At 64.5% G+C, this 18,290-nt stretch carries 21 protein-coding genes; 5 read left to right on the forward strand and 16 right to left on the reverse strand.

Translation table 11 applies throughout. The features are described 5' to 3' along the window. Nucleotides 1-64 precede the first annotated feature (64 nt). The 7 genes from ccsB to RHO23_RS16625 are packed head-to-tail and all read right to left on the reverse strand — an operon-like array spanning nucleotide 65 to nucleotide 6,368. Nucleotides 65-1,024 carry a c-type cytochrome biogenesis protein CcsB gene (gene ccsB, locus RHO23_RS16595; protein WP_030096526.1) on the reverse strand — a complete coding sequence of 320 codons (960 nt, stop codon included), beginning with the start codon at nucleotides 1,022-1,024 and terminating at the stop codon, nucleotides 65-67. Next, the gene (gene resB / locus RHO23_RS16600) at nucleotides 1,021-2,619 is read right to left on the reverse strand and encodes a cytochrome c biogenesis protein ResB (RefSeq protein WP_423488056.1); all 1,599 of its coding nucleotides are present in this window, start codon (nucleotides 2,617-2,619) and stop codon (nucleotides 1,021-1,023) included. Before resB ends, ccsB begins: the two co-directional genes overlap by 4 nt. After that, on the reverse strand, nucleotides 2,619-3,410 hold the full coding sequence (locus tag RHO23_RS16605; RefSeq protein ID WP_057964845.1) for a cytochrome c biogenesis CcdA family protein: 792 nt from the start codon (nucleotides 3,408-3,410) through the stop codon (nucleotides 2,619-2,621). Before RHO23_RS16605 ends, resB begins: the two co-directional genes overlap by 1 nt. Beyond that, the gene (locus tag RHO23_RS16610; RefSeq protein ID WP_064409589.1) at nucleotides 3,407-4,006 is read right to left on the reverse strand and encodes a TlpA disulfide reductase family protein; all 600 of its coding nucleotides are present in this window, start codon (nucleotides 4,004-4,006) and stop codon (nucleotides 3,407-3,409) included. Before RHO23_RS16610 ends, RHO23_RS16605 begins: the two co-directional genes overlap by 4 nt. 3 nt (nucleotides 4,007-4,009) lie before the next feature. Beyond that, entirely contained in the window at nucleotides 4,010-4,612 is a 603-nt protein-coding gene (locus tag RHO23_RS16615) for a histidine phosphatase family protein (RefSeq protein WP_057964847.1), read from the reverse strand. Nucleotides 4,613-4,621: 9 nt separating this feature from the next. Beyond that, on the reverse strand, nucleotides 4,622-5,926 hold the full coding sequence (gene hemL / locus RHO23_RS16620) for a glutamate-1-semialdehyde 2,1-aminomutase (RefSeq protein ID WP_423488057.1): 1,305 nt from the start codon (nucleotides 5,924-5,926) through the stop codon (nucleotides 4,622-4,624). A gap of 52 nt (nucleotides 5,927-5,978) precedes the next feature. Next, nucleotides 5,979-6,368 carry a nitroreductase/quinone reductase family protein gene (locus RHO23_RS16625; RefSeq protein ID WP_423488058.1) on the reverse strand — a complete coding sequence of 130 codons (390 nt, stop codon included), beginning with the start codon at nucleotides 6,366-6,368 and terminating at the stop codon, nucleotides 5,979-5,981. Nucleotides 6,369-6,389: 21 nt separating this feature from the next. Here RHO23_RS16625 and RHO23_RS16630 point away from each other — a divergent pair, with 21 nt between their 5' ends. Next, complete coding sequence (locus RHO23_RS16630) at nucleotides 6,390-6,761, forward strand: nitroreductase family deazaflavin-dependent oxidoreductase (RefSeq protein ID WP_423488059.1); 372 nt, start codon at nucleotides 6,390-6,392, stop codon at nucleotides 6,759-6,761. Nucleotides 6,762-6,788: 27 nt separating this feature from the next. Here RHO23_RS16630 and RHO23_RS16635 read toward each other — a convergent pair whose 3' ends face one another. After that, on the reverse strand, nucleotides 6,789-8,873 hold the full coding sequence (locus RHO23_RS16635; RefSeq protein ID WP_057967897.1) for a M13 family metallopeptidase: 2,085 nt from the start codon (nucleotides 8,871-8,873) through the stop codon (nucleotides 6,789-6,791). Between the two features lie 98 nt (nucleotides 8,874-8,971). Here RHO23_RS16635 and RHO23_RS16640 point away from each other — a divergent pair, with 98 nt between their 5' ends. Then, nucleotides 8,972-9,751 carry a sulfite exporter TauE/SafE family protein gene (locus tag RHO23_RS16640; RefSeq protein ID WP_101312790.1) on the forward strand — a complete coding sequence of 260 codons (780 nt, stop codon included), beginning with the start codon at nucleotides 8,972-8,974 and terminating at the stop codon, nucleotides 9,749-9,751. 19 nt (nucleotides 9,752-9,770) lie between these two features. Here the strand turns inward: RHO23_RS16640 and RHO23_RS16645 are convergent, their stop codons facing one another. From RHO23_RS16645 to RHO23_RS16675, 7 genes are read right to left on the reverse strand one after another with little or no spacing between them, the layout of a single operon-like run. After that, nucleotides 9,771-10,349: a hypothetical protein gene (locus RHO23_RS16645; protein ID WP_057967895.1), complete on the reverse strand. Its 579-nt coding sequence runs from the start codon at nucleotides 10,347-10,349 to the stop codon at nucleotides 9,771-9,773. 57 nt (nucleotides 10,350-10,406) lie between these two features. Beyond that, the gene (locus tag RHO23_RS16650; protein ID WP_057967846.1) at nucleotides 10,407-12,584 is read right to left on the reverse strand and encodes a heavy metal translocating P-type ATPase; all 2,178 of its coding nucleotides are present in this window, start codon (nucleotides 12,582-12,584) and stop codon (nucleotides 10,407-10,409) included. Nucleotides 12,585-12,631: 47 nt separating this feature from the next. Further along, a complete protein-coding gene (locus RHO23_RS16655) occupies nucleotides 12,632-13,390 on the reverse strand; it encodes a class I SAM-dependent methyltransferase (RefSeq protein WP_057967845.1) in 759 nt (252 codons plus the stop codon). A gap of 41 nt (nucleotides 13,391-13,431) precedes the next feature. Then, complete coding sequence (locus tag RHO23_RS16660) at nucleotides 13,432-13,674, reverse strand: hypothetical protein (protein ID WP_057967894.1); 243 nt, start codon at nucleotides 13,672-13,674, stop codon at nucleotides 13,432-13,434. A 20-nt stretch (nucleotides 13,675-13,694) separates the two neighbouring features. Further along, nucleotides 13,695-14,213, reverse strand: a complete 519-nt coding sequence (locus RHO23_RS16665; RefSeq protein WP_057964854.1) for a hypothetical protein — start codon at nucleotides 14,211-14,213, stop codon at nucleotides 13,695-13,697. Then, entirely contained in the window at nucleotides 14,206-14,643 is a 438-nt protein-coding gene (locus RHO23_RS16670) for a hypothetical protein (RefSeq protein WP_057967844.1), read from the reverse strand. The genes RHO23_RS16665 and RHO23_RS16670 overlap by 8 nt, the downstream gene beginning before the upstream one ends. 22 nt (nucleotides 14,644-14,665) lie before the next feature. After that, nucleotides 14,666-15,145 carry a hypothetical protein gene (locus tag RHO23_RS16675; protein ID WP_030096511.1) on the reverse strand — a complete coding sequence of 160 codons (480 nt, stop codon included), beginning with the start codon at nucleotides 15,143-15,145 and terminating at the stop codon, nucleotides 14,666-14,668. A 122-nt stretch (nucleotides 15,146-15,267) separates the two neighbouring features. Between RHO23_RS16675 and RHO23_RS16680 the strand changes: the two genes are divergently transcribed. Genes RHO23_RS16680 through RHO23_RS16690 form a run of 3 tightly spaced genes read left to right on the forward strand, consistent with a single transcriptional unit; the run spans nucleotide 15,268 to nucleotide 17,044 of the window. After that, nucleotides 15,268-15,918, forward strand: a complete 651-nt coding sequence (locus RHO23_RS16680) for a hypothetical protein (RefSeq protein ID WP_131821939.1) — start codon at nucleotides 15,268-15,270, stop codon at nucleotides 15,916-15,918. Continuing rightward, on the forward strand, nucleotides 15,915-16,472 hold the full coding sequence (locus tag RHO23_RS16685) for a hypothetical protein (protein ID WP_070923014.1): 558 nt from the start codon (nucleotides 15,915-15,917) through the stop codon (nucleotides 16,470-16,472). Before RHO23_RS16680 ends, RHO23_RS16685 begins: the two co-directional genes overlap by 4 nt. Beyond that, entirely contained in the window at nucleotides 16,469-17,044 is a 576-nt protein-coding gene (locus RHO23_RS16690; protein ID WP_131821940.1) for a hypothetical protein, read from the forward strand. The genes RHO23_RS16685 and RHO23_RS16690 overlap by 4 nt, the downstream gene beginning before the upstream one ends. On the opposite strand, the gene RHO23_RS16695 is transcribed toward RHO23_RS16690, so the two are convergent. After that, entirely contained in the window at nucleotides 17,029-18,246 is a 1,218-nt protein-coding gene (locus RHO23_RS16695; protein ID WP_070923016.1) for a hypothetical protein, read from the reverse strand. The genes RHO23_RS16690 and RHO23_RS16695 overlap by 16 nt on opposite strands. Nucleotides 18,247-18,290 lie beyond the last annotated feature (44 nt).

The raw sequence follows: 18,290 nt of genomic DNA on the forward strand, positions 1-18,290 counted from the left end.
CTCAGCATCGCACCCTATCGCAGGTGTGATGAACCAATCTGGCGGAACAGTTCCCGCAGACCCCCTAGCTCACCCCAGCGTACGAGTGAAGACCGACAGTGACCAGGTTGACGAAGAAGAGGTTGAACACCATGGCCACGAATCCGGCCACGTTGATCCAGGCTGCCTTCCTGTCCCGCCACCCGGCAGTGGACCGTGCGTGCAGGTAGGCGGCATAGATGACCCACGCGATGAAGGACACGGTCTCCTTGGGGTCCCAGGCCCAGAACCGCCCCCACGCCTCTTCGGCCCAGATGGCGCCGAAAATCACGCCGAACCCGAAGATGGGGAATCCGAAAATGGTCGTCCGATACGCCAGCCGGTCCAGCGACTGGGCATCGGGGAGCCGCTGCACCAGGGTGTTGTCCGGAAAGTACATCTTGACCAGGAACAGGATGCTCGCCACCCCGGCCACCAGGAACACACCCGACCCGAGACTGACCACCGACACGTGGATGGGCAGCCAATAGGACTGCAGCGCGGGCATCACCGGCGCGGCGTAGGTGTAGAGGTACCGGCCGGACACCGTCAGCAGAATCAGCACCGGAATTAGCACGAAGACCCACAGCGCGCGGTCGTAGCGTTTACGGAGCACCACGGCCGCGGTGACCAGGCCGCACGCACACGTCAGGTTGATGAACTCGTACATGTTGCCCCACGGCACCCGGGTGGTGGCCACACCGCGCAGCACGATGCAGACCAGCAGCAACCCAATGCCCAGGTACACCAGCGCCTGTCCGGCGCCGCCGACCCTCTCGCCCAGGGGCCGCTTGCCCTTCGGCACCACCAGGCCCGGCTGATTTTCGTCGGCGGACACCACCTCGCCACCGGAGCTGACGAGCTCGCGTTGCGCGGTCTTGTTGCTCTGCCGGTAGGCCAGCTCGATGGCCAGCAGCACCAGCGCACCGACCATCACCACGATCGCCGAGGTGAAGGCGTAGTCGGAGAACCTGGCCAGATCTACGTCGATATTGGTCGAATTCATTCGGCATCCTCATCCTTGTGGCCGTTCCCGGCCCTGGCGACAGGCAGATCCTCAAGGCAGCGGTCGCACAACCGCTCGAATTCGTCGCCCCAGCCGGAGCTGTCGGTGCGTGCCAGCCCTCCCAGCTCGACATTTACCGTACCTGCGGTGGCGCCCGGGGTCAGCCGCGCCCAGACTCGACGGCGTTTGATGACGAGCGAGACCACCAGGCCCGCCATCATGGTGAGTGCGAAGAGCAGAACCCACAGTTGGGCAGGGTCGCGCGACACCTGCAGGTTCACGAAGTTGACGGCGCCGTCGAACTTGACGATGGTGCCGTCGTTGAGCTTGACCGACTGTCCCGGCAGCAGATTCGCGCGTGCCACCTGATTGAGACGTTTCTGTTCGATCATGCGGGGGTCGAGCTCGAAGATCGACTGCGCGCGACCCGAGTCCAGCCCGGTGTCTCCGCGATAGATGTTGATGGCCACGGCGGGCTTACGCATCTCGGGGAAGCTCGACGAGAGCAGGGTGCCGTGCAGTTGTTCTGTGGGCGCGAACAAGCCCTGGATGGCGATCTGATTCTTGCGACGCACGTTGGGGTCCGGGTAGGTGCCCGCCGGCGGATCGATGCGTACGGCCCCGGACGACAGCAGGGTGGTGGGGTCGTCCGGTCGCCACTGGATGGTCTCGCTGCGCTTGCGCCCGTCCGGGAAGGTCACCGTGAACGTGGGGGCGTATCCGTAGCCGAGCAGGTACACGCGGTTGCCGTTAACACGCAGCGGATGGTTCATGGCCAGCCGCTCCGGCCGCCACACGTTGTTCTGGAGATCGTCCCCGGCCTGGTACTCAATGTGCGATTCGAACGAATGCGCCTGCCCGGAAGCAAGATATGTGGCCTTGAAGTCTTTGACCTTGACGCATATGGGGTCCAGGTTGGTGCCGTCGACGGTGTTGCCCGCCCGGAACGAGTCGAACGCCGCAGGGGATGACGAGCAGAATCCCGGACCGTTGTTGGCGATGACAATGACATTGCCCTCGTATCCGAAAAGCTTGCCGACCGCGAACGCGACCAGCAGGCCGACGAGGGAAAGGTGAAAGACCAAGTTCCCGAACTCGCGCAGATAGCCCTTCTCTGCCGAAATCTCGGTGACCCCGTCTTTTTCCCGGGTGACTTTGCGCCAGCCCCGGAGCCGGCCCTCGATGGTCGACGCGACATCGGACTGGTCGGCCCGCACCAGCCTTTCCTGATGCTTGGGCAGCCGCCCCAGGTTCCGGGGCACGGGAACCGGCTGCGCGCGAAGGGCCTTGGCGTGCTCGACGGTGCGGGGAATGATGCATCCCACCAGCGAGACGAACAGCAGCACGTAGATCGCCGTGAACCAGAAGCTGGAGAACACGTCGAAGGCCTGCACCCGGTCCAGCCACGGGCCGATGGTGGAATGCTCTGCCAGGTATTCGTCGACCTTCGCCTGGTTCAGCGCGCGTTGCGGCAGCATCGCACCGGGTATCGCGCCGAGCGCGAGCAGCACCAACAGCGCCAGCGCCGTACCCATCGAGGTCAGGCCGCGCCAGGTGTTGCGCGCATAGGCAAGAAGACGCTTCGCGATCATCACTAGATGGGCAACCTCGCGTCGGAAACGAATGAATCACGAACCCAGGCAACGAAATCTGCCCACACACCGGTCACCAGCGCGACCCCGACCGCCAGCAGCGCGATACCGCCGATGATCTGGATGGTCCGGGTGTGCCGTCGCAGCCAGTCCATGCCACGCACCGCACGAGCCGAACCAAAGGCCAGCAGCAGGAACGGGATTCCCAGCCCCAGGCAGTAGGCGATCACCAGCGTGATCCCGCGAGCCACGTCCGCGCCCTCGGTGGCCGAGGCCACCGCGACCACACCGGTGAGAGTCGGCCCCAGGCATGGCGTCCACCCGAGGGCGAACACCGCACCAAGCAATGGCGCTCCGGCCACGGTAGAGATGCGGCGCGGTGTGAACCGGAAATCACGCTGCAGCGCGGGCACCAGACCGATGAACACCAGACCCATCGCGATGGTGATCACTCCCCCGATGCGTTGCAGCAGCATCTGATTGGTAATCAGCGTGGTGGTCATACCCATCACGGCGACCGTCCCGAGCAGGAACACCGCGGTGAATCCGGCGACGAACAGCAATGCCGAACCCGTGACGCGCAACCGATGAGACCGAGTACCGGTTCCGCTCTCCGGTCTGTCGTCGGCCCCCACCACGGCAGCCAGGTAGGACAGATACCCGGGCACGAGCGGGATCACGCACGGCGAGGCGAACGACACCAGACCCGCCAGCGCGCAGGCACCCAGCGCCAGCAGCAAGGGTCCGCTGGTGGCCGCATCCTGGAACGCGGATCCGGCGTCGGCGAGGATCACTTCGTGGCTCCCGCGGGTTCTTTCGCGATCCGCTCCACCGCGGGCTGTAGGTCCTGGGTCAACAACTCACGCAGGAACACCGCCGCCACCCGGTGCTGACGGTCCAGGATCAGGGTCGCGGGAATGGCTCCCGTGGGGAACTTCCTTCCGAACGCGATGAGTGTGCGCATCGACGGGTCATAAATGGACGGGTACGGCACCTTGCGGTCGGTCACGAAATCCTGCGCCTTGGTGATCTCGTTGTCCCGGACGTTGATCCCCAGGAACTCGACGCCCTGTGCGTGTGTGGCCCTGTACACGTCTTCCAACGCGGAAAACTCCGAGCGGCAGGGGCCACACCATTGCCCCCACACGTTGATGACAACGACCTTGTTGGCGAAATCCTTGAGCGACAGCGTCTTTGTGGGGTCCAGCAGGTTCGGCCCCTCGATGGATCCCGGTGCCTGACGCGCTTCGGGCGGATCGTAGAAAATATCGGTCTTGCCGCCCGGTGAGACGAATTGAAACTGCCCACCGCGCGCCACCGCATCATCACCGGTAGAGCACCCGGTGATGAGCAGAACCAGCGCGGCCAGCGCCACGACCACACGTCGCACGAGCTACCCCGCCGGTTCCGAATACACGACATCGACCAATGCATCGCCGTCGAACACCAGCGAGGTGAGTGAGGCGACGTTGCACTGACGCTTACGGGGGTCGTGCCACAGTCGCTTACCGAGCAGATGCTGGCGGGCGGTCCACACCGGCAGCTGATGGCTCACGCAGACCACCTCGGCGCCCGCGGCGCGACTGCGCGCGCGGTCGATCGCCGCCGACATCCGGAACGCGATGTCGGCGTACGGCTCTCCCCAGGACGGGGTGAACGGGTCACGCAGCTTCCACCAGTTCCGGGGGTCCCGCAAAGCGCCGTCACCCACCGACACCTTCATACCCTCAAAGGAGTTGCCCGCCTCGATGAGATCGTCGTCGGTCACGATGGCGAGTCCATGCGCCTCGGCGATGGGTGTGGCAGTCTGCTGAGCACGCAGCAGCGGTGAGGCAATCACCGCCGCAATCTTGTTGCCCCGCAGCGACTCTGCCACCTTCGCGGCTTGCCCCTGCCCCTTGTCTGACAACCGGAAGTTAGGCAGCCGGCCGTACAGAATGCCCTCCGGATTGTGTACCTCGCCATGGCGCATCAAATGAACAGTGGTGCGGCTCATCGAAGTTCCTTACCTCTCCTCGACAGAGGCCGCGGCACGGGCAGCGGCGGGCAAAGCGTCGGCAATACGGTCGAACGCCTCGTCATCGAGGGCGGTGGAAACGAACCAGGTCTCGAACGCGCTCGGCGGCGCGTACACATCGCGGCTCAGCAGCGCATGGAAAAATGCGGGGTAGCGCCAGGTGTCGGTGGCTTTGGCGCTCTCGAAGTCATGCACCGGCTCGGCGCCGAAGAAGAGGCTGAACATGTTCCCGGCGCGACCGATCTGGTGCGCCACCCCCTCGGCATCCAGCGCCGCGGTGATCAGAGCGATGAGCGCATCGGCGTTGCGATCAAGCGTTTCATAAGCTTTCACATCTGCCGCGCGCAAAGAGGCCAGCCCTGCGGCCACAGCGATCGGATTGCCGGACAACGTGCCCGCCTGATACACCGGCCCCAACGGGGCCAGGCGCTCCATGATGTCGGCGCGGCCACCGAACGCGGCGGCGGGCATGCCACCGCTCATCACCTTGCCGAACGTCACCAGGTCGCCGGCGACCTGGTCGATGCCGAACCAGCCCGAACGGCTGACGCGGAAACCCGTCATGACCTCGTCCATGATGAGCAGCGCGCCATGGTTTTCGGTGATGCGTCGCAGTCCGGTGTTGAAATCCGGTGCGGGCGCGACGGTGCCCATGTTGCCGGCGGCCGCCTCGGTGATGACAGCGGCGATCTGATCGCCCTGTTCGGCGAAGGTGCGAGCCACGGCACCGATGTCGTTGTAGGGCAACACGATGGTGTCGGCCGCGGAGGCGCCGGTGACACCGGGCGAGGAGGGCAAACCCAGAGTGGCCACACCGGAACCGGCATCGGCCAGCAGGACGTCCACATGCCCGTGGTAACAACCGGCGAACTTGACGATCTTGGGCCGTCCGGTGAATCCGCGAGCCAGGCGCACCGCACTCATGGTGGCCTCGGTTCCGGAGTTGACCAGACGCACCTTTTCCACCGGCTGCACGCGATCGATGAGTTCGCGCGCGAGCTCGATCTCCCCCTCGACGGGTGCGCCGTAGGAAAGCCCGTCCTTGGCGGCCCGTTGCACGGCCTCCACCACAGCGGGGTGCGCGTGGCCGAGGATCAGCGGACCCCAGGAGCAGACCAGGTCCACGTACCGGTTGTCGTCGACATCGGTGAGCCAGCAGCCGGCGCCGGATTTGATGAACCGCGGGACCCCGCCGACCGCCGCGAAGGCACGCACCGGCGAGTTCACTCCACCTGGGATGACGGCCGAGGCGTCGGCGAACAGACGTGCGGAGTTGGCTGTCTCGTCAGGCACGGCATCCAGTGTCTCAGCTGGCGCCAAATCGTCCACTACAGGGTGTAGTGGATCAGGCAAGTCTGAGCGCAAAAGTGGGGTGATCGGCGTCATCGGGCAGCTGGGCGAAGTAGCCGTCCACGACCTTCCCCGCCTTGGGCTTATAGGCGGCGATGATGGGCGCACGGTCAGCGACCGGGACCTCGGTGGCCGCGTATGCCGTGGTGGTGCCCCTGACGGTGAGTGTCACCTGCGGGCTAGCCCTGACATTTTTCACCCATTGACTCTCACCACGGGTGGACACCAGGTACTTGACCCCATCGACATCCACGGTCGTGACCGGGATCTGCTGCGGCTCGCCGCTGACCCGCTTGGTGATCGTGAGCGTCTCGCCGATATTGGCGGCCATCGCCACCCGGTTGAAGACCTTGCGCACGAACCAAGGGGGCTTGAGGTATGCCATGGATCACAGTTTGATGGTGGTATGCAGATACCGCAATCGGTCGCGCGCTTCAACAAATACGTCACCAACCCCGTCCAGCGGCTATGGGCGGGCTGGGCCCCGAGCTTCGCCGTCATCGAGCACAGGGGCCGCAAGTCGGGCAAGGAGTTCCGCACGCCCGTCACCGCCTTCAAGACTCCCGACGGCGTGGCCATTTTGCTGACCTATGGCCCGGATCGGGATTGGCTGAAGAACCTCAATGCGGCCGGCGGCGGCAGGATCGTGCGCCGCGGGAAAACCCACGACGTCGTCAATCCGCGGGTGGTCAGCCGGGACGAGGCAGCAGCACTGGTCAAGAGCCGCGCATTCGGGAAGCTCCCGTTCGATCAGGCCGTGCTGCTGACCTACGCGTAGCTCTCCCCTGCGCTGGTAGACCTGCGTCTACCAGATCTTCACGAACTTGTCCGGCGGATTCACCATGGGATCGCCTGCCAGGCAACCGAAATCGGCGGCGAACGGTGCGACATTGGGCACCACACCGTTGATGCGCAACGCCGGCGGTGAATGCGGATCGGCAGCGAGCTGGGTGATCGCGGCCTCCGGACGCTGCTTGTCCCGCCAGATCCGCGCGTAATTCAGGAAGAACCGCTGCGTGTCGTTGAACCCGACGATGCCGTTGATCTTGCCGCCGCCGCCCTTTTTGGCCAGCTCCGCGACCAGCGCGTCATAGGCGGTGTTGACACCGCCGAGGTCCGCGATGTTCTCCCCCAACGTGAGCTTCCCGTCCACATGCAGGTCGGGGCGCCCCGGAATCGGTGCGTAGGCATTGAACTGCTCCACCAGCCGGTTGGCGCGCTTCTCGAACTCCTCGCGGTCGTTCGGCGTCCACCAATTGACCCGGTTGCCCTCACCATCGAATTGGCTGCCCTCGTCGTCGAATGCGTGGGTGAACTCGTGCCCGATCACCGCACCGATACCGCCGTAATTGAACGCCGGATCGCCCTTGGGGTCGTAGAAGGGCGCCTGCAAGATCGCGGCGGGAATGGTGATGCTGTTCTCGGTGGGGTCGTACTGCGCGTTGACCGTCTGCGGTGTCATTCCCCACAGCGACCGATCGGTCGGATGCCCGATCTTGGCCATGTCGAAGTCGTGGTTGAACTTCAACGCCGCGGCCCGGTCGGTATAGAAGTTGTCGCCGGTCAGCTTGAGCTTCGAGAAGTCCCGTTCCTTGCCGGGGAAGCCCACCTTGAGGATCAGCTTGTCCCACTTACCTTTTGCGGCCAGTTTGGTCTGCGGGCTCATCCAGTCGACGGCCTCGATCCGCTTACGCAACGCCTCCTTGACATTGCCCACCATCTCGGTGGCCGCGCGCTTCGCGCGATCGCTGAACATGCGATCGACGTACAACTGCCCCAGCGCCGGCCCCACCAGCGTGTTGACTTCCTCCAGCCCCTGCTCCCAACGCTGTTTTTGCGCGGTGGTTCCGGTGAGCGCCGACTTGTATTTGAAAGCGTTGTCGCGGAAAGCCTTCGACAAGGCGTCGGCCGATCTGTGTACCGCGTGAAATGTCAGATATGACTTCCAGGTGTCCAGATCGGTGGTGGACAGTAGCCGATCAAACGTCGTGAAGAACTCGGTCTCGGCCAGGGAGAAAGCCCTGGCCTCCGGGGCGCCGTGCGCCTTCAGGTAGGCGCCCCATTCGAAGTGCGGCGTCACCGCATTGGCCTGGGCCACGGTTACCAACTTGTACTGGTTGGCCGGATCACGTTGCTGCACAGGGCTCAACGTCGCGGCGGCCAGCGCCGATTCGAGCGCGGCCACCTGTTCGGCCCGGGCCTTGGCGGCCACTTGGTCCGCGCCGATCAACCCGAACGTCGACGCGATATACGCGCGGTAGGCATCGAAGACCGGTGCGTACTTCGGATCGGTGTAGTAATCCTTGGCCGGCATACCCAGCGCGTCGGCCCGCGCATAGCCGATCTGTTCGGTGGCATTGGCGTAGTCGGCACCGGCAGTGAAATCGAAAACCAGATGTTGTCCGGTGGCGCTGTCGGCAGCCAGGAAGGCCGCGAGTTCTTCAGGCGATGCGATCTGATCGATCGCGGCGAGCGTCGGCCGGATGGGGTCATATCCCGCCGCGTCGAGCTTCGCGTCGTCGGTGGCGGCACGGTACAGAAGCCCGACCTGATAGTTGACCGACTCATGATCAGCGGTACCCAGTCCCGAGACCGCACCCTCGACGATCTCGCGCTGAACCTTGCGAGACTCGTCGGCCAGCATGTCAAAACTGCCGTAACTGGACTTGTCCGCGGGGATGGTGGCGTCTTCGGCCCACTTCGCGTTCACAAACCCGTTGAGATCAGTGCAGGCGGCAAAACGCATGCTCAGCTGCGCGTTGTCGAATGTCGGAATAGGGGCGTTCGATGCCACCGGAGTGGTGCGCTGGTCCTGGGTACACCCGGAAATGGACAGCACCAGCACTAACGCCGCCACACCGGCGGATCGACTCAAAGGCATGCCCACCATTTTGCCCATCTAAGCCGCTACGTCGAGCCTCACACTGTGGCGGGTTTCACGGAGAGGGGGAATTGGTTCGACTGGCTAACGGTCGTACGCTGGCACGAGTGCCGGTGCAGGAGATGCTTCTCGTCGCGCTCGCCGCGTTCGGTGCCGGTGCGATCAACGTGGTTGCCGGGTCCGGCACCCTCATCACCTTCCCCACTCTCATCGCGTTCGGCTACCCGCCCGTGGTGGCGACGATGTCGAATGCCATCGGACTGACTGTCGGCAGCATGACGGGCGTGTGGGGGTACCGCCGCGAGCTGAGCGGACAATGGCCCCGGCTCAAATGGCAGATACCGGCGGTACTGATCGGCGCGCTCATCGGGTCGTTCCTGCTGCTGCATCTCCCCGAGAAAACGTTCGTCACCATCGTGCCCGTGCTACTGATCCTGGCGCTGGTACTGGTGGTGGTCGGACCCCGCATTCAGGCCTGGGCGCGCCGGCGTTCCGAGGCACAGGGCCTGAGCGCAGATCATGTCCCTCCGGGCCGCATGGCCGCACTCACCGGAGGGAACTTCCTCGTCGGGATCTACGGCGGGTACTTCACCGCAGCCCAAGGCATCATGCAAATCGCGGTGATGGGAGCACTGCTACCCGAATCCATGCAGCGGATGAACGCGGCCAAGAACGTGCTGGCCATGATCACCAATATCGTTGCCGCTCTTGCGTACACGATCGTCGCCTTCGACCGGGTGAGCTGGACGGCGGCCGGGATCATCGCGGCGGGCTCATTCGTGGGTGGGCTCGCCGGCGCGCGCTGGGGGCGCAAACTCTCCCCCGGCGCGTTGCGGGTGGTCATCGTGGCGGTAGGCCTGATCGGCTTGTGGCGCCTGCTCTTCTGACCCTGCCGCGGTCGACGAACTAGACGGTCTCGATGAAGACGCCGGCCGGTGTGTAGCGGACGTTCTTACTGGCCCGCGGACTTCCCACCACTACCTGGATCTTGGGCTCCGGCTCATTGGCGAAGAACTTCTCGATGGTCAGCACGCTTACCGTGCCGTCCTGCACCCCAGAATCCTTCACCGCCGAACTGAGCACACTCGTCAGGACCGCCGGAGTAACGATGTCGCTCTTGAACGAGCTCTCGTCAACGACGCCCGGTTCGTTGCGGCTGACATCAACAGGCCTGACCTTCACGGACGAGCCGTCGTAGCGGTACTCGTCGACGTTCTCCCGCTTCTTGGGGTCGATGGCCTGCACCGCCACCGAGGTGTATCCGCTGATCGTGAACATCAGATAGTCGGCCGGGCTCGCGCCGATCTTGTCGTTGATGGCCGTCAGGGCCTTGGTCAGCTCATCGGTGTTCCAGCGTTCGACGGTGTCCTTACTCGGCGCTCCGGCAGCCTGCGAGGCAACGGAATCGAGTGCGTCGGTTGCCTGCCGACGAATGTCGGAACATCCCGCCACCGTCAGACCCAATGCGACACCCAGCGCGATCACACGCATAACCACCCGACGACTCCTCCTGTTGGCCCTTCACAGCATTCGGTAAGGAAACTAGCGGAAGGTTCGCAGCCGAAGGCTGTTCAGTACCACGAAGACAGATGACATCGCCATCGCCGCGCCCGCGATCATCGGGTTGAGCAAACCCAGGGCGGCCAACGGAATGGCGGCGGTGTTGTAGGCGAAGGCCCAGAACAGATTCGCCTTGATGGTGCCGAGCGTCTTGCGCGAAAGCCGCAGTGCCGTCGGCACCGTGGTCAGGTCACCGCGCACCAGGGTCACATCGCTGGCCTCGATCGCAGCGTCGGTACCGGTGCCCATGGCCATCCCGATATCGGCCGTGGCCAGCGCGGCGGAGTCGTTGACCCCGTCGCCCACCATCGCGACCTTCTTGCCCTCGGCCTGCAGACGCTTGACGACATCGGCCTTCTCGGTGGGTTTGACTCCCGCGACGACATCGCTTGCGGCGATACCGACTTCCTCGGCGACGCGTGCGGCCACCTCCGCGTTGTCACCCGTCAGCAGCACCGGAGTAATGCCCATGGCCTTAAGTTCGTCGATGGCCTGCCGGCTCGACGGCTTCACCGTGTCCGCCACCTCGATCTCACCCCGGCGCAGGCCACCCCAGGTGATCGCCGCGGTGGTGTTCTGACCCGCGATGGCCTCGATCGACACCTCGTGACCGTCAACGATGCCGGTTACCCCGATGCCGGGCTCGTTACGGAATCCGGTCACCGGTGACAGCGACATCCCATGCGTCCGCGCCGCGTCCACGATGGCCCTGGCGACCGGATGCTCGGAGGCCGACTCCACCGAGGCGGCGATACGCAGGATCTCGTCGGCGTCGGAGACACCTGACCCGATGTTGCGGCGCACAGCCACAACGCTCATCACGCCGGTGGTCACGGTGCCTGTCTTGTCGAGTACAACGGTGTCGATGCTCTTGACGTTCTCCAGCACCTCCGGACCCTTGATCAGCACACCCAGCTGCGCCCCACGCCCGGTACCCACCAGAATCGCTGTGGGCGTGGCCAATCCGAGCGCGCACGGGCACGCGATGATCAGCACCGCGACGGCTGCGGTGAACGCCGACGACAGCGGGTAGCCCTGAGCCACCCAGCCGACGAACGTCAACGCCGCGATTACGAGTACAACGGGCACGAATACCGACGACACCCGATCAGCGAGCCGCTGCACCTGTGCCTTACCGGTTTGCGCCTCCGACACCAGCTGCGCCATGCGGGCCAGCTGTGTATCGGCGCCCACCTTGTCGGCGCGTACGACAATCCGCCCGTGAGTGTTGACGTAGCCACCGACCACCAGGTCTCCCGCGCCGACCTCTACAGGTACGGACTCACCCGTCATGGTGGCGGTATCCAAGGCCGAGTGACCGTCGACCACTACGCCGTCGGTCGCGACGCGCTCCCCCGGCCTCACGACGAATTCGTCGCCCACCGCCAATTGCTCGACGGGGATGCGCGTCTCGTGCCCGCCACGCAACACCGCGACATCCTTGGCACCCAGGGATAGCAGCGCCCGCAGCGCCGAACCTGCCGAGCGCTTGGCGCGTGACTCGGCGAACCTGCCCGCGAGCAGGAACACGGTGACCGCCGCAACGACCTCGAAGTAGACGTGGACATCCCCGTGGGTGTGCCCGGCGCTCGCGAACAACACCCACAGCGACCACACGTACGCCGCGATGGTGCCCAGTGACACCAGGGTGTCCATGGTCGAGGCGCCGTGGCGTGCGTTGACGAACGCGGCACGGTGGAACGGGTAGCCGCCCCACAGCAAGATCGGTGTGGTCAGCGCCGCGACCACAATCTCCCAGCCGGAGAAATGCCAGGGCATCACCATCGAGATGGCGACCACCGGGATGGCCAACAGCAGTGAGCCGAGCAGACGCGTCTTGAGCTGATTGTCGGGCACGTCGTGGTTCATGTGATCGTGCGGATCGGCGCCGTCGTGCTCGTGGCCGCTCTGCGCAGCGCCGCTGCGTGAGCCGCCGACCACCTGGGCCTTGTAGCCCACCGACTCGACAGCCTTGACCAAGTCCTCATCGGAGATCGAACCGTCGTGCTCGACCCGGGCGCTCTCCAGCGCCAGATTCACGCGCGCGGTCACACCCTCGAGCTTGTTGAGCCCCTTCTCCACACGGGACGCGCATGAGGCACACGTCATGCCATGCAGCCGCAGATCGGTGGTCTCCATGCCCGTGTCCGTGAACTCCATGCCTAAATCATACCCCTAGGGGGTACCAAACGATAGGGTGACCTGCGCTACAAGTCGCGCCGCGCCACCACGATCTGCAGTGGCATCGGCAGCTGAACTCTGGCGCGGAGTTCGACAGCTATCGACGGATCCGCGTGTGCAGCCAGGCTACGCAACGCCTTCGGGCCATAGGCGCGCAGCTGGCTGATCGCACCGTCGTGCAGCACCGGGCGTACCCAACCCACAGCCGCCGCGAAGAGATATGACGGCGCCAGCAGTGGAGCCGGCAGGCGCAGCAAGTCGATGATCAAGAGCGTGCGTCCCACCCGAGTGCCCTCGGCGAAGACCTTGGCGGCAAGCGACGGCGGCAGATGATGAAACGACAGCGCGAACACCACCAGATCGAACGCACCGTCCGGGGCATCGATAGCTGTCGCATCCATGGCGCGCACGGTCACCCGAGAGTCCGAACCCAGATCCGACGCCGCGATACCCGCGACCGAGGAGGGCTCGATATCCGTCACCGTGATCGAGGCGTCAGGACGTAACTTCAGCAGTTCACGAGAGAGGCCGCCATGGGCGGCGCCGAGCTCGAGCACGCGCGGACTGTCGATACCGGCCAGGAATCCGGCCGCCTGCTCCGCATTCCACCTGTGCAGCCCCTTCTTCTCACCGAGGAGATCAAGCGCCTCCACGACGGCGCGTTTCTTCGCCGGGACATCGTCGCGGTCCAGGTACTCCAGCCGGTCCGTTTGCAGCTTGCGGTCCCACAAGCGCGCACCGAATCCAGCACGCGGCATCAGGTCGATATCTGCGGTTGGTGTCATGACACCAGGCTATCCCGATATCAGGAGACCTGATATTAGAATTAGCTGTGAATCGCCCGATCCGCGTCACGACGGGCCCGCACACCCCGCGACACCGCGGAAACCAGGAAAACCCCAGCCAACGCGGTGAGCACAAGCGCCCGTGCCACGCACGCGCCGTCCAGGGCGGTGAAATACAGCGTCGGCTCGCCCTTGGCGATGGGCGCGACCTCGGTGGGTATGCGCGCGGCCACCGCCGCCCACACCGCGAGCACCATCGCCACCGCCGCGATGGCCAGATCCAGCACTACGCGCTTCCCGAACTTCACCACTGCTCACTCTCGATATCGATTTCCGGATCGTCACCCAGATCCATGCCCGCCGGTGGCGCCGGCACCAACGTGGTGAGCGCGCTGCGCAGCTCCTCATGCTTCTTGGCCCACGCCTGCGCGCGACGCCCCCCGGTCAGGCGCAATCCGACAGGTTTGCGCCCCTTCGGCACACCCGTCAGCTCGCCCAGCGGACGCGATTCCTCCCATACGTGACGGTCGGCGTCGGGATATAGCCACTTGATCTGGCTGACCGCCAGCGTCTCGCCACCCTGACGAAGTTCGGTGGGTGTCAGCTCCACCGTGGCGTGCACTCGCGCGGCGTAAATCTGCAGCGCGATAAAGAAGGCCACGATGGCCGCTGTGATCAACGGCATGACCGGACTGAAGCCCCCCTTGCCCCACACCTGCAGGCCGAACATGATCAACCCGGCGAGGGGACCGAGCAGCAGCCACCGCCACCGCCCACCGGGCTCATAGAACAGACGCGGTTCAGCGTCGGCCACGTCAGCCATGTTCACCCCCTTCGAACCAGTTCTGTGCGGTCGGCCTGATGATCAGCACATTGGCCACTATCAGCGATAGGGCGGCGATGAGCAGCAGCGGGCCCACCGAACCGGTGCTGGCCATCGCAATGGCACCGAGCACCGAGACCACCGAGAGCGTGATCAGTGCCCGCCGATAGCGCATGTCACCTTGCCTGGTCCGCCCGGCCAGAAATGCGATGCCAGCCGCCAGCAGGATGCACAACACACCCCACGCCCGGAAGTACGTGACGAGATTTCGTACGTCGGCGTCGGTGAGCTCCGGCTTCGCGACCGCCCGCACCGCGTCATAGCGCTGAGTCACTCCGGCCAGGCCGTTCAGGAACAGGGCCGCCGACGACACCACCCAGAACCAGAACGCCACATCGACGATGCGTGGGCGCGGCTGTTCGGGTGTCATTCAGGCAGCGTATCGGGGGTGTTTAGCGCTGCCTTGTCAGGTACGCGGTGGAGTCCTCACGATGCAGCAGAAACAGGCCGCCACAGATCAAGACGGACGCGGTGATGCCCGAGAGCGCCTGCACAATCGCCGGCACCCCTTCCAGGTCGATCAACCGGGTCGCGGTGAACACCACCGAGCCCACCGCACCTCCGGTGAGGAAGGTGCGGGCCAGCCGATATCCCGCGCGCATGAGGAAGATCCCGGTGACCACGAGAGACCCCACCACAACGACGATGAACCCGTTGAAGGCGTACACCGTCCAGAGCGGGGCGGCCTTACGCACCTCCGGGTCCTGCTGCCATTGACCGACGTTCGCGGCCATGTAACTCACGATCATCAACGGCAGCGCGGCCAGCCACAGCCAGCAGCCGGTGTCGATGTCGTCGGGTCGCGGCTTGGCCGGACCGCCCGGGGGTTGTCCAGCCAATCCGCCGGGTTGGTGCGGATCGGGATACGTCACGCGACCACGGTAGTGGAGATGCGGGCAGCAGTGGCCGCGGCAACCTGGTCACCTACAGATGTAGTGGCTGAAATCCCCGGGAGGGGCAGTTGCGGCCCCGCTGCCAGCTACTATTGCGCGCTATGGGGACGCCGACGACTGCCGGCGCAGGGGGCGCGCCGATGGACAAGTGGCGCGGGTGGGTCACGCCGAAACGCTTCTGGTGGGGGCTACTTGTCGTCGTACTTGCCGTCTCGAGCCTTTTCGGTGGTTTGCGAACCGCCAGCACGAAAGACAGGTACACCGAACTCGCTGCCGGTCAGACCTACAACGCCGGCCAGTTCGATGTCACAGTCCAGAACGCTCGCATCGAGCTGCTGGGATACGGAACGAAGTTGGATATCCGTTCTGCCGGAGCGGGATACGTCCTGCTCGTCGTGGAGGCGACGATCAAGAACACGTCTGCCGAGACTGCGGCGCCGCCGAAGGTGCAGGATGCGTCCGATCCCGAACTGGTGCAGGCCGGCATAAAGCCCGACAAGCTCTTCAACGCCGAGTACACCAGACGACTCGACTACACGCCGGCAAGCGCCCTGACCATTCAACCCGGAATGACCGACCGAATTGTTTTCGTCTGGAGCGCCACTCGCAGCTCACTCACCATCGGCCAACCGATTGTGGTCCAGATCAACGGCTTTGAGCGCGAGTACACGGCGGGTTTAAGTGAGCGATGGCAGTGGAATCCCGCATCGCACCACGGCGTCTACCACCTGACGTTGGAAGACAGCGCATGACGTGGCGCCGCGTCCTGAACTGGGGCGTCTTCGCGGTGCTGGTCGTCTGCGCGATCCTGGTCAGGAACCATCAGATCGACAAGGTGGAGCTGCAAGAACCCATCGACGTGCGCGGAGCCGAAGGGCAACGGCTGATCGGCCGTAACATCGCGGCGACCCTCACCGGAATCACGATCACCGATTCGGTGATCGGTGACTATGGCGATGACCACCCCGAAATCTATGCAGCACATAAAGGTTGGGTGCTGGCCATCTTCAGCATCGATGCCCAATCCACGGTTTCCGATGACAAGACAAACACCGATCTCGTCATCGCCGAGAACACCTACGGCACGCGCTACATGGGTATCGTCCCCGAACTGCAGCTGACCCCGGGCATTCCCAACCAAGGCTATGCGGGAACGTTCGAAATCCCCGCGTCGGCACTGCAGTCGCGCGCGTCATTCCGGGTGACCGGCTCAGGCAACCCCAGCCGTGACTCTCGCCTGGTATTCGACGTCACGCTGGCCAACGCACAGCGTGTTCCGTCGCTGACCGTGAAGAAGCGCATATGAATCGGATGCTCCGGCGAAACGTCCTCGCGCTGCTGGTAATAGCGCTCCTGATTCCCGCATATCTCTTCTGGGTCATCCAGGCCCGCTACGACGAGTACGCCAAGGTCTGGCATCCGGACCCAGATATCGTTGTTGCCCACCACCAATCGGCCACGTTGCACGGCGTCATCTGGTCGGTCAAAGGCATCCTCCGAGAGAACAAGTCGCGCAGCTATTCCGACCGAAACAATCCGTTACCGCAGGACACCGAAATCCTCCGGGTCGGGTTCGAACGCACGATCGTTCCCGGCCAGCAGCCACCAAGTCCCCAGGCATGCACACCGACGCTGATATCGGGTGCGACGCGATGGGGCAGACAGACCAACGGGTACAGCGTCACGATCGACGGGACCACCACAGAACTCGACAGCGTGACGGTAGGCCCCGAGGGAACCAACGGCACGTGTCGGGAAGACGGGGTCTTCCAAAGCGGATTCCTGGTTCCCAAGGGCACCCGTCCCGACGCGATCGACGTCCACATTCTCTGGGGAAAGTCGGACAGCCAGACTGTCCGGTTTCAGCTCGTAGGCTGACGCTGAGACTCACCTGTCTCGCTTCGTGTTCCCCGTACGAACAATGCATAGACCGCGGTGATGAGGCAGATCTGCAGCACCGCGGCGACAGTGTCCGGCACGATACTCAAAGCATCCTTCATGCCCAGCCACCAATCCGCTTCATGCGGACCCATCAGCACCGAAATCTCACGTGCCAACCAACCAGCTTTGCCCGGAGCTTCACTTGCGTTGCCAAAGAGCCAGCCCAGACAGTTGAAGGCCAACACATAGGTGGCGATGGGCACGGCGCCGGTCTTGAAGATCACGTACACCGCATCACGTACCGCCTCGGCCTGCACACGAAACGGCCACGCAAGTATCGCGAAACTAGACCTGCCGGAAACACGCTCGACCATATCGGCCCCGGGTCGTCCGCTCAGCAGTTCCCGACGCGCCTGTTCCCAGTTCGTTTTCGGGACAAGGGCATACACCACACCGGCGATCGTCAGCCAACCCAGCGGAACCACCATCACGCCGACTACCTGCCCGATGCCCCATCCGAGCGCATCCCAGACCGCGTTGCCGAACGGCAGGTGCGCCGCCAAGTCGTGTCCGGTTTCCTTGGCCCACTGGATGACTCGCCGCGACTCGACCCAGTGCTTCAGATTCAGATCGGTCAGCCAGTTCCCTATCAACAGGTAGATCCAGGCGGCCTCGAGATAGAACTCGATGGCGATCACCCAGCTGGGCAGCCGATCGCGGGTCCGGCGCAGGACCGAGCGGACCAGGAAGATGCCGCCTGCGATGGCCAGCGTCAGGTAGGTCTTTTCGATGATGGGGGCGGGCGTTCGGAACACGGAGTTGTCGAACGCGACCACCATGAATCCGGCCCAGTCGTTCACCAAGTATCGCCATGCAGAGTAGAAGGCGATGAACGGCAGCACTGCGCCGGTCAGCGCGCCCGCGGTGGCACGGAAGCCGCTTCCTCCGGATTGTGGAAGCTGCACGGGCGCATCGGCGATGGCGGGGCGCATGAGCAGCAACATCCCGATCAGAGCAGCCAGTTGTGACAGCATCCCGAATGGCAGGATGACGGCGGCCAGATACGGTCGCCCGGGCACCGCATGCGCGGCCCACCAGAAGATGAGGTCATGGGCGAATCGTCCGCTGAGATACACCGCGACGAGCTGAGGCAGTACTGTCCACGCGCGCGCACCTACGGTTCTCAACACCCCCAGCATGAGGCGATCCTAAGCGCTGTACGGCGCCGCAGGCTCGCGCCCGG

Source organism: Mycobacteroides sp. PCS013 (genome assembly GCF_049532645.1).
Taxonomy (GTDB): Bacteria; Actinomycetota; Actinomycetes; order Mycobacteriales; family Mycobacteriaceae; genus Mycobacterium; species Mycobacterium gwanakae.

Bases quoted from the DNA above. Each gene is read 5' to 3' on its own strand.
- RHO23_RS16615 (WP_057964847.1), bottom strand. From the start codon at position 4,612: ATGAGCCGCACCACTGTTCATTTGATGCGCCATGGCGAGGTACACAAT.
- RHO23_RS16650 (WP_057967846.1), bottom strand. From the start codon at position 12,584: ATGGAGTTCACGGACACGGGCATGGAGACCACCGATCTGCGGCTGCAT.
- RHO23_RS16685 (WP_070923014.1), top strand. From the start codon at position 15,915: ATGACGTGGCGCCGCGTCCTGAACTGGGGCGTCTTCGCGGTGCTGGTC.
- RHO23_RS16690 (WP_131821940.1), top strand. From the start codon at position 16,469: ATGAATCGGATGCTCCGGCGAAACGTCCTCGCGCTGCTGGTAATAGCG.
- ccsB (WP_030096526.1), bottom strand. From the start codon at position 1,024: ATGAATTCGACCAATATCGACGTAGATCTGGCCAGGTTCTCCGACTAC.
- RHO23_RS16680 (WP_131821939.1), top strand. From the start codon at position 15,268: ATGGGGACGCCGACGACTGCCGGCGCAGGGGGCGCGCCGATGGACAAG.
- RHO23_RS16635 (WP_057967897.1), bottom strand. From the start codon at position 8,873: ATGGTGGGCATGCCTTTGAGTCGATCCGCCGGTGTGGCGGCGTTAGTG.
- RHO23_RS16655 (WP_057967845.1), bottom strand. From the start codon at position 13,390: ATGACACCAACCGCAGATATCGACCTGATGCCGCGTGCTGGATTCGGT.
- RHO23_RS16695 (WP_070923016.1), bottom strand. From the start codon at position 18,246: ATGCTGGGGGTGTTGAGAACCGTAGGTGCGCGCGCGTGGACAGTACTG.
- RHO23_RS16625 (WP_423488058.1), bottom strand. From the start codon at position 6,368: ATGGCATACCTCAAGCCCCCTTGGTTCGTGCGCAAGGTCTTCAACCGG.
- RHO23_RS16670 (WP_057967844.1), bottom strand. From the start codon at position 14,643: ATGACACCCGAACAGCCGCGCCCACGCATCGTCGATGTGGCGTTCTGG.
- RHO23_RS16630 (WP_423488059.1), top strand. From the start codon at position 6,390: ATGCAGATACCGCAATCGGTCGCGCGCTTCAACAAATACGTCACCAAC.
- RHO23_RS16665 (WP_057964854.1), bottom strand. From the start codon at position 14,213: ATGGCTGACGTGGCCGACGCTGAACCGCGTCTGTTCTATGAGCCCGGT.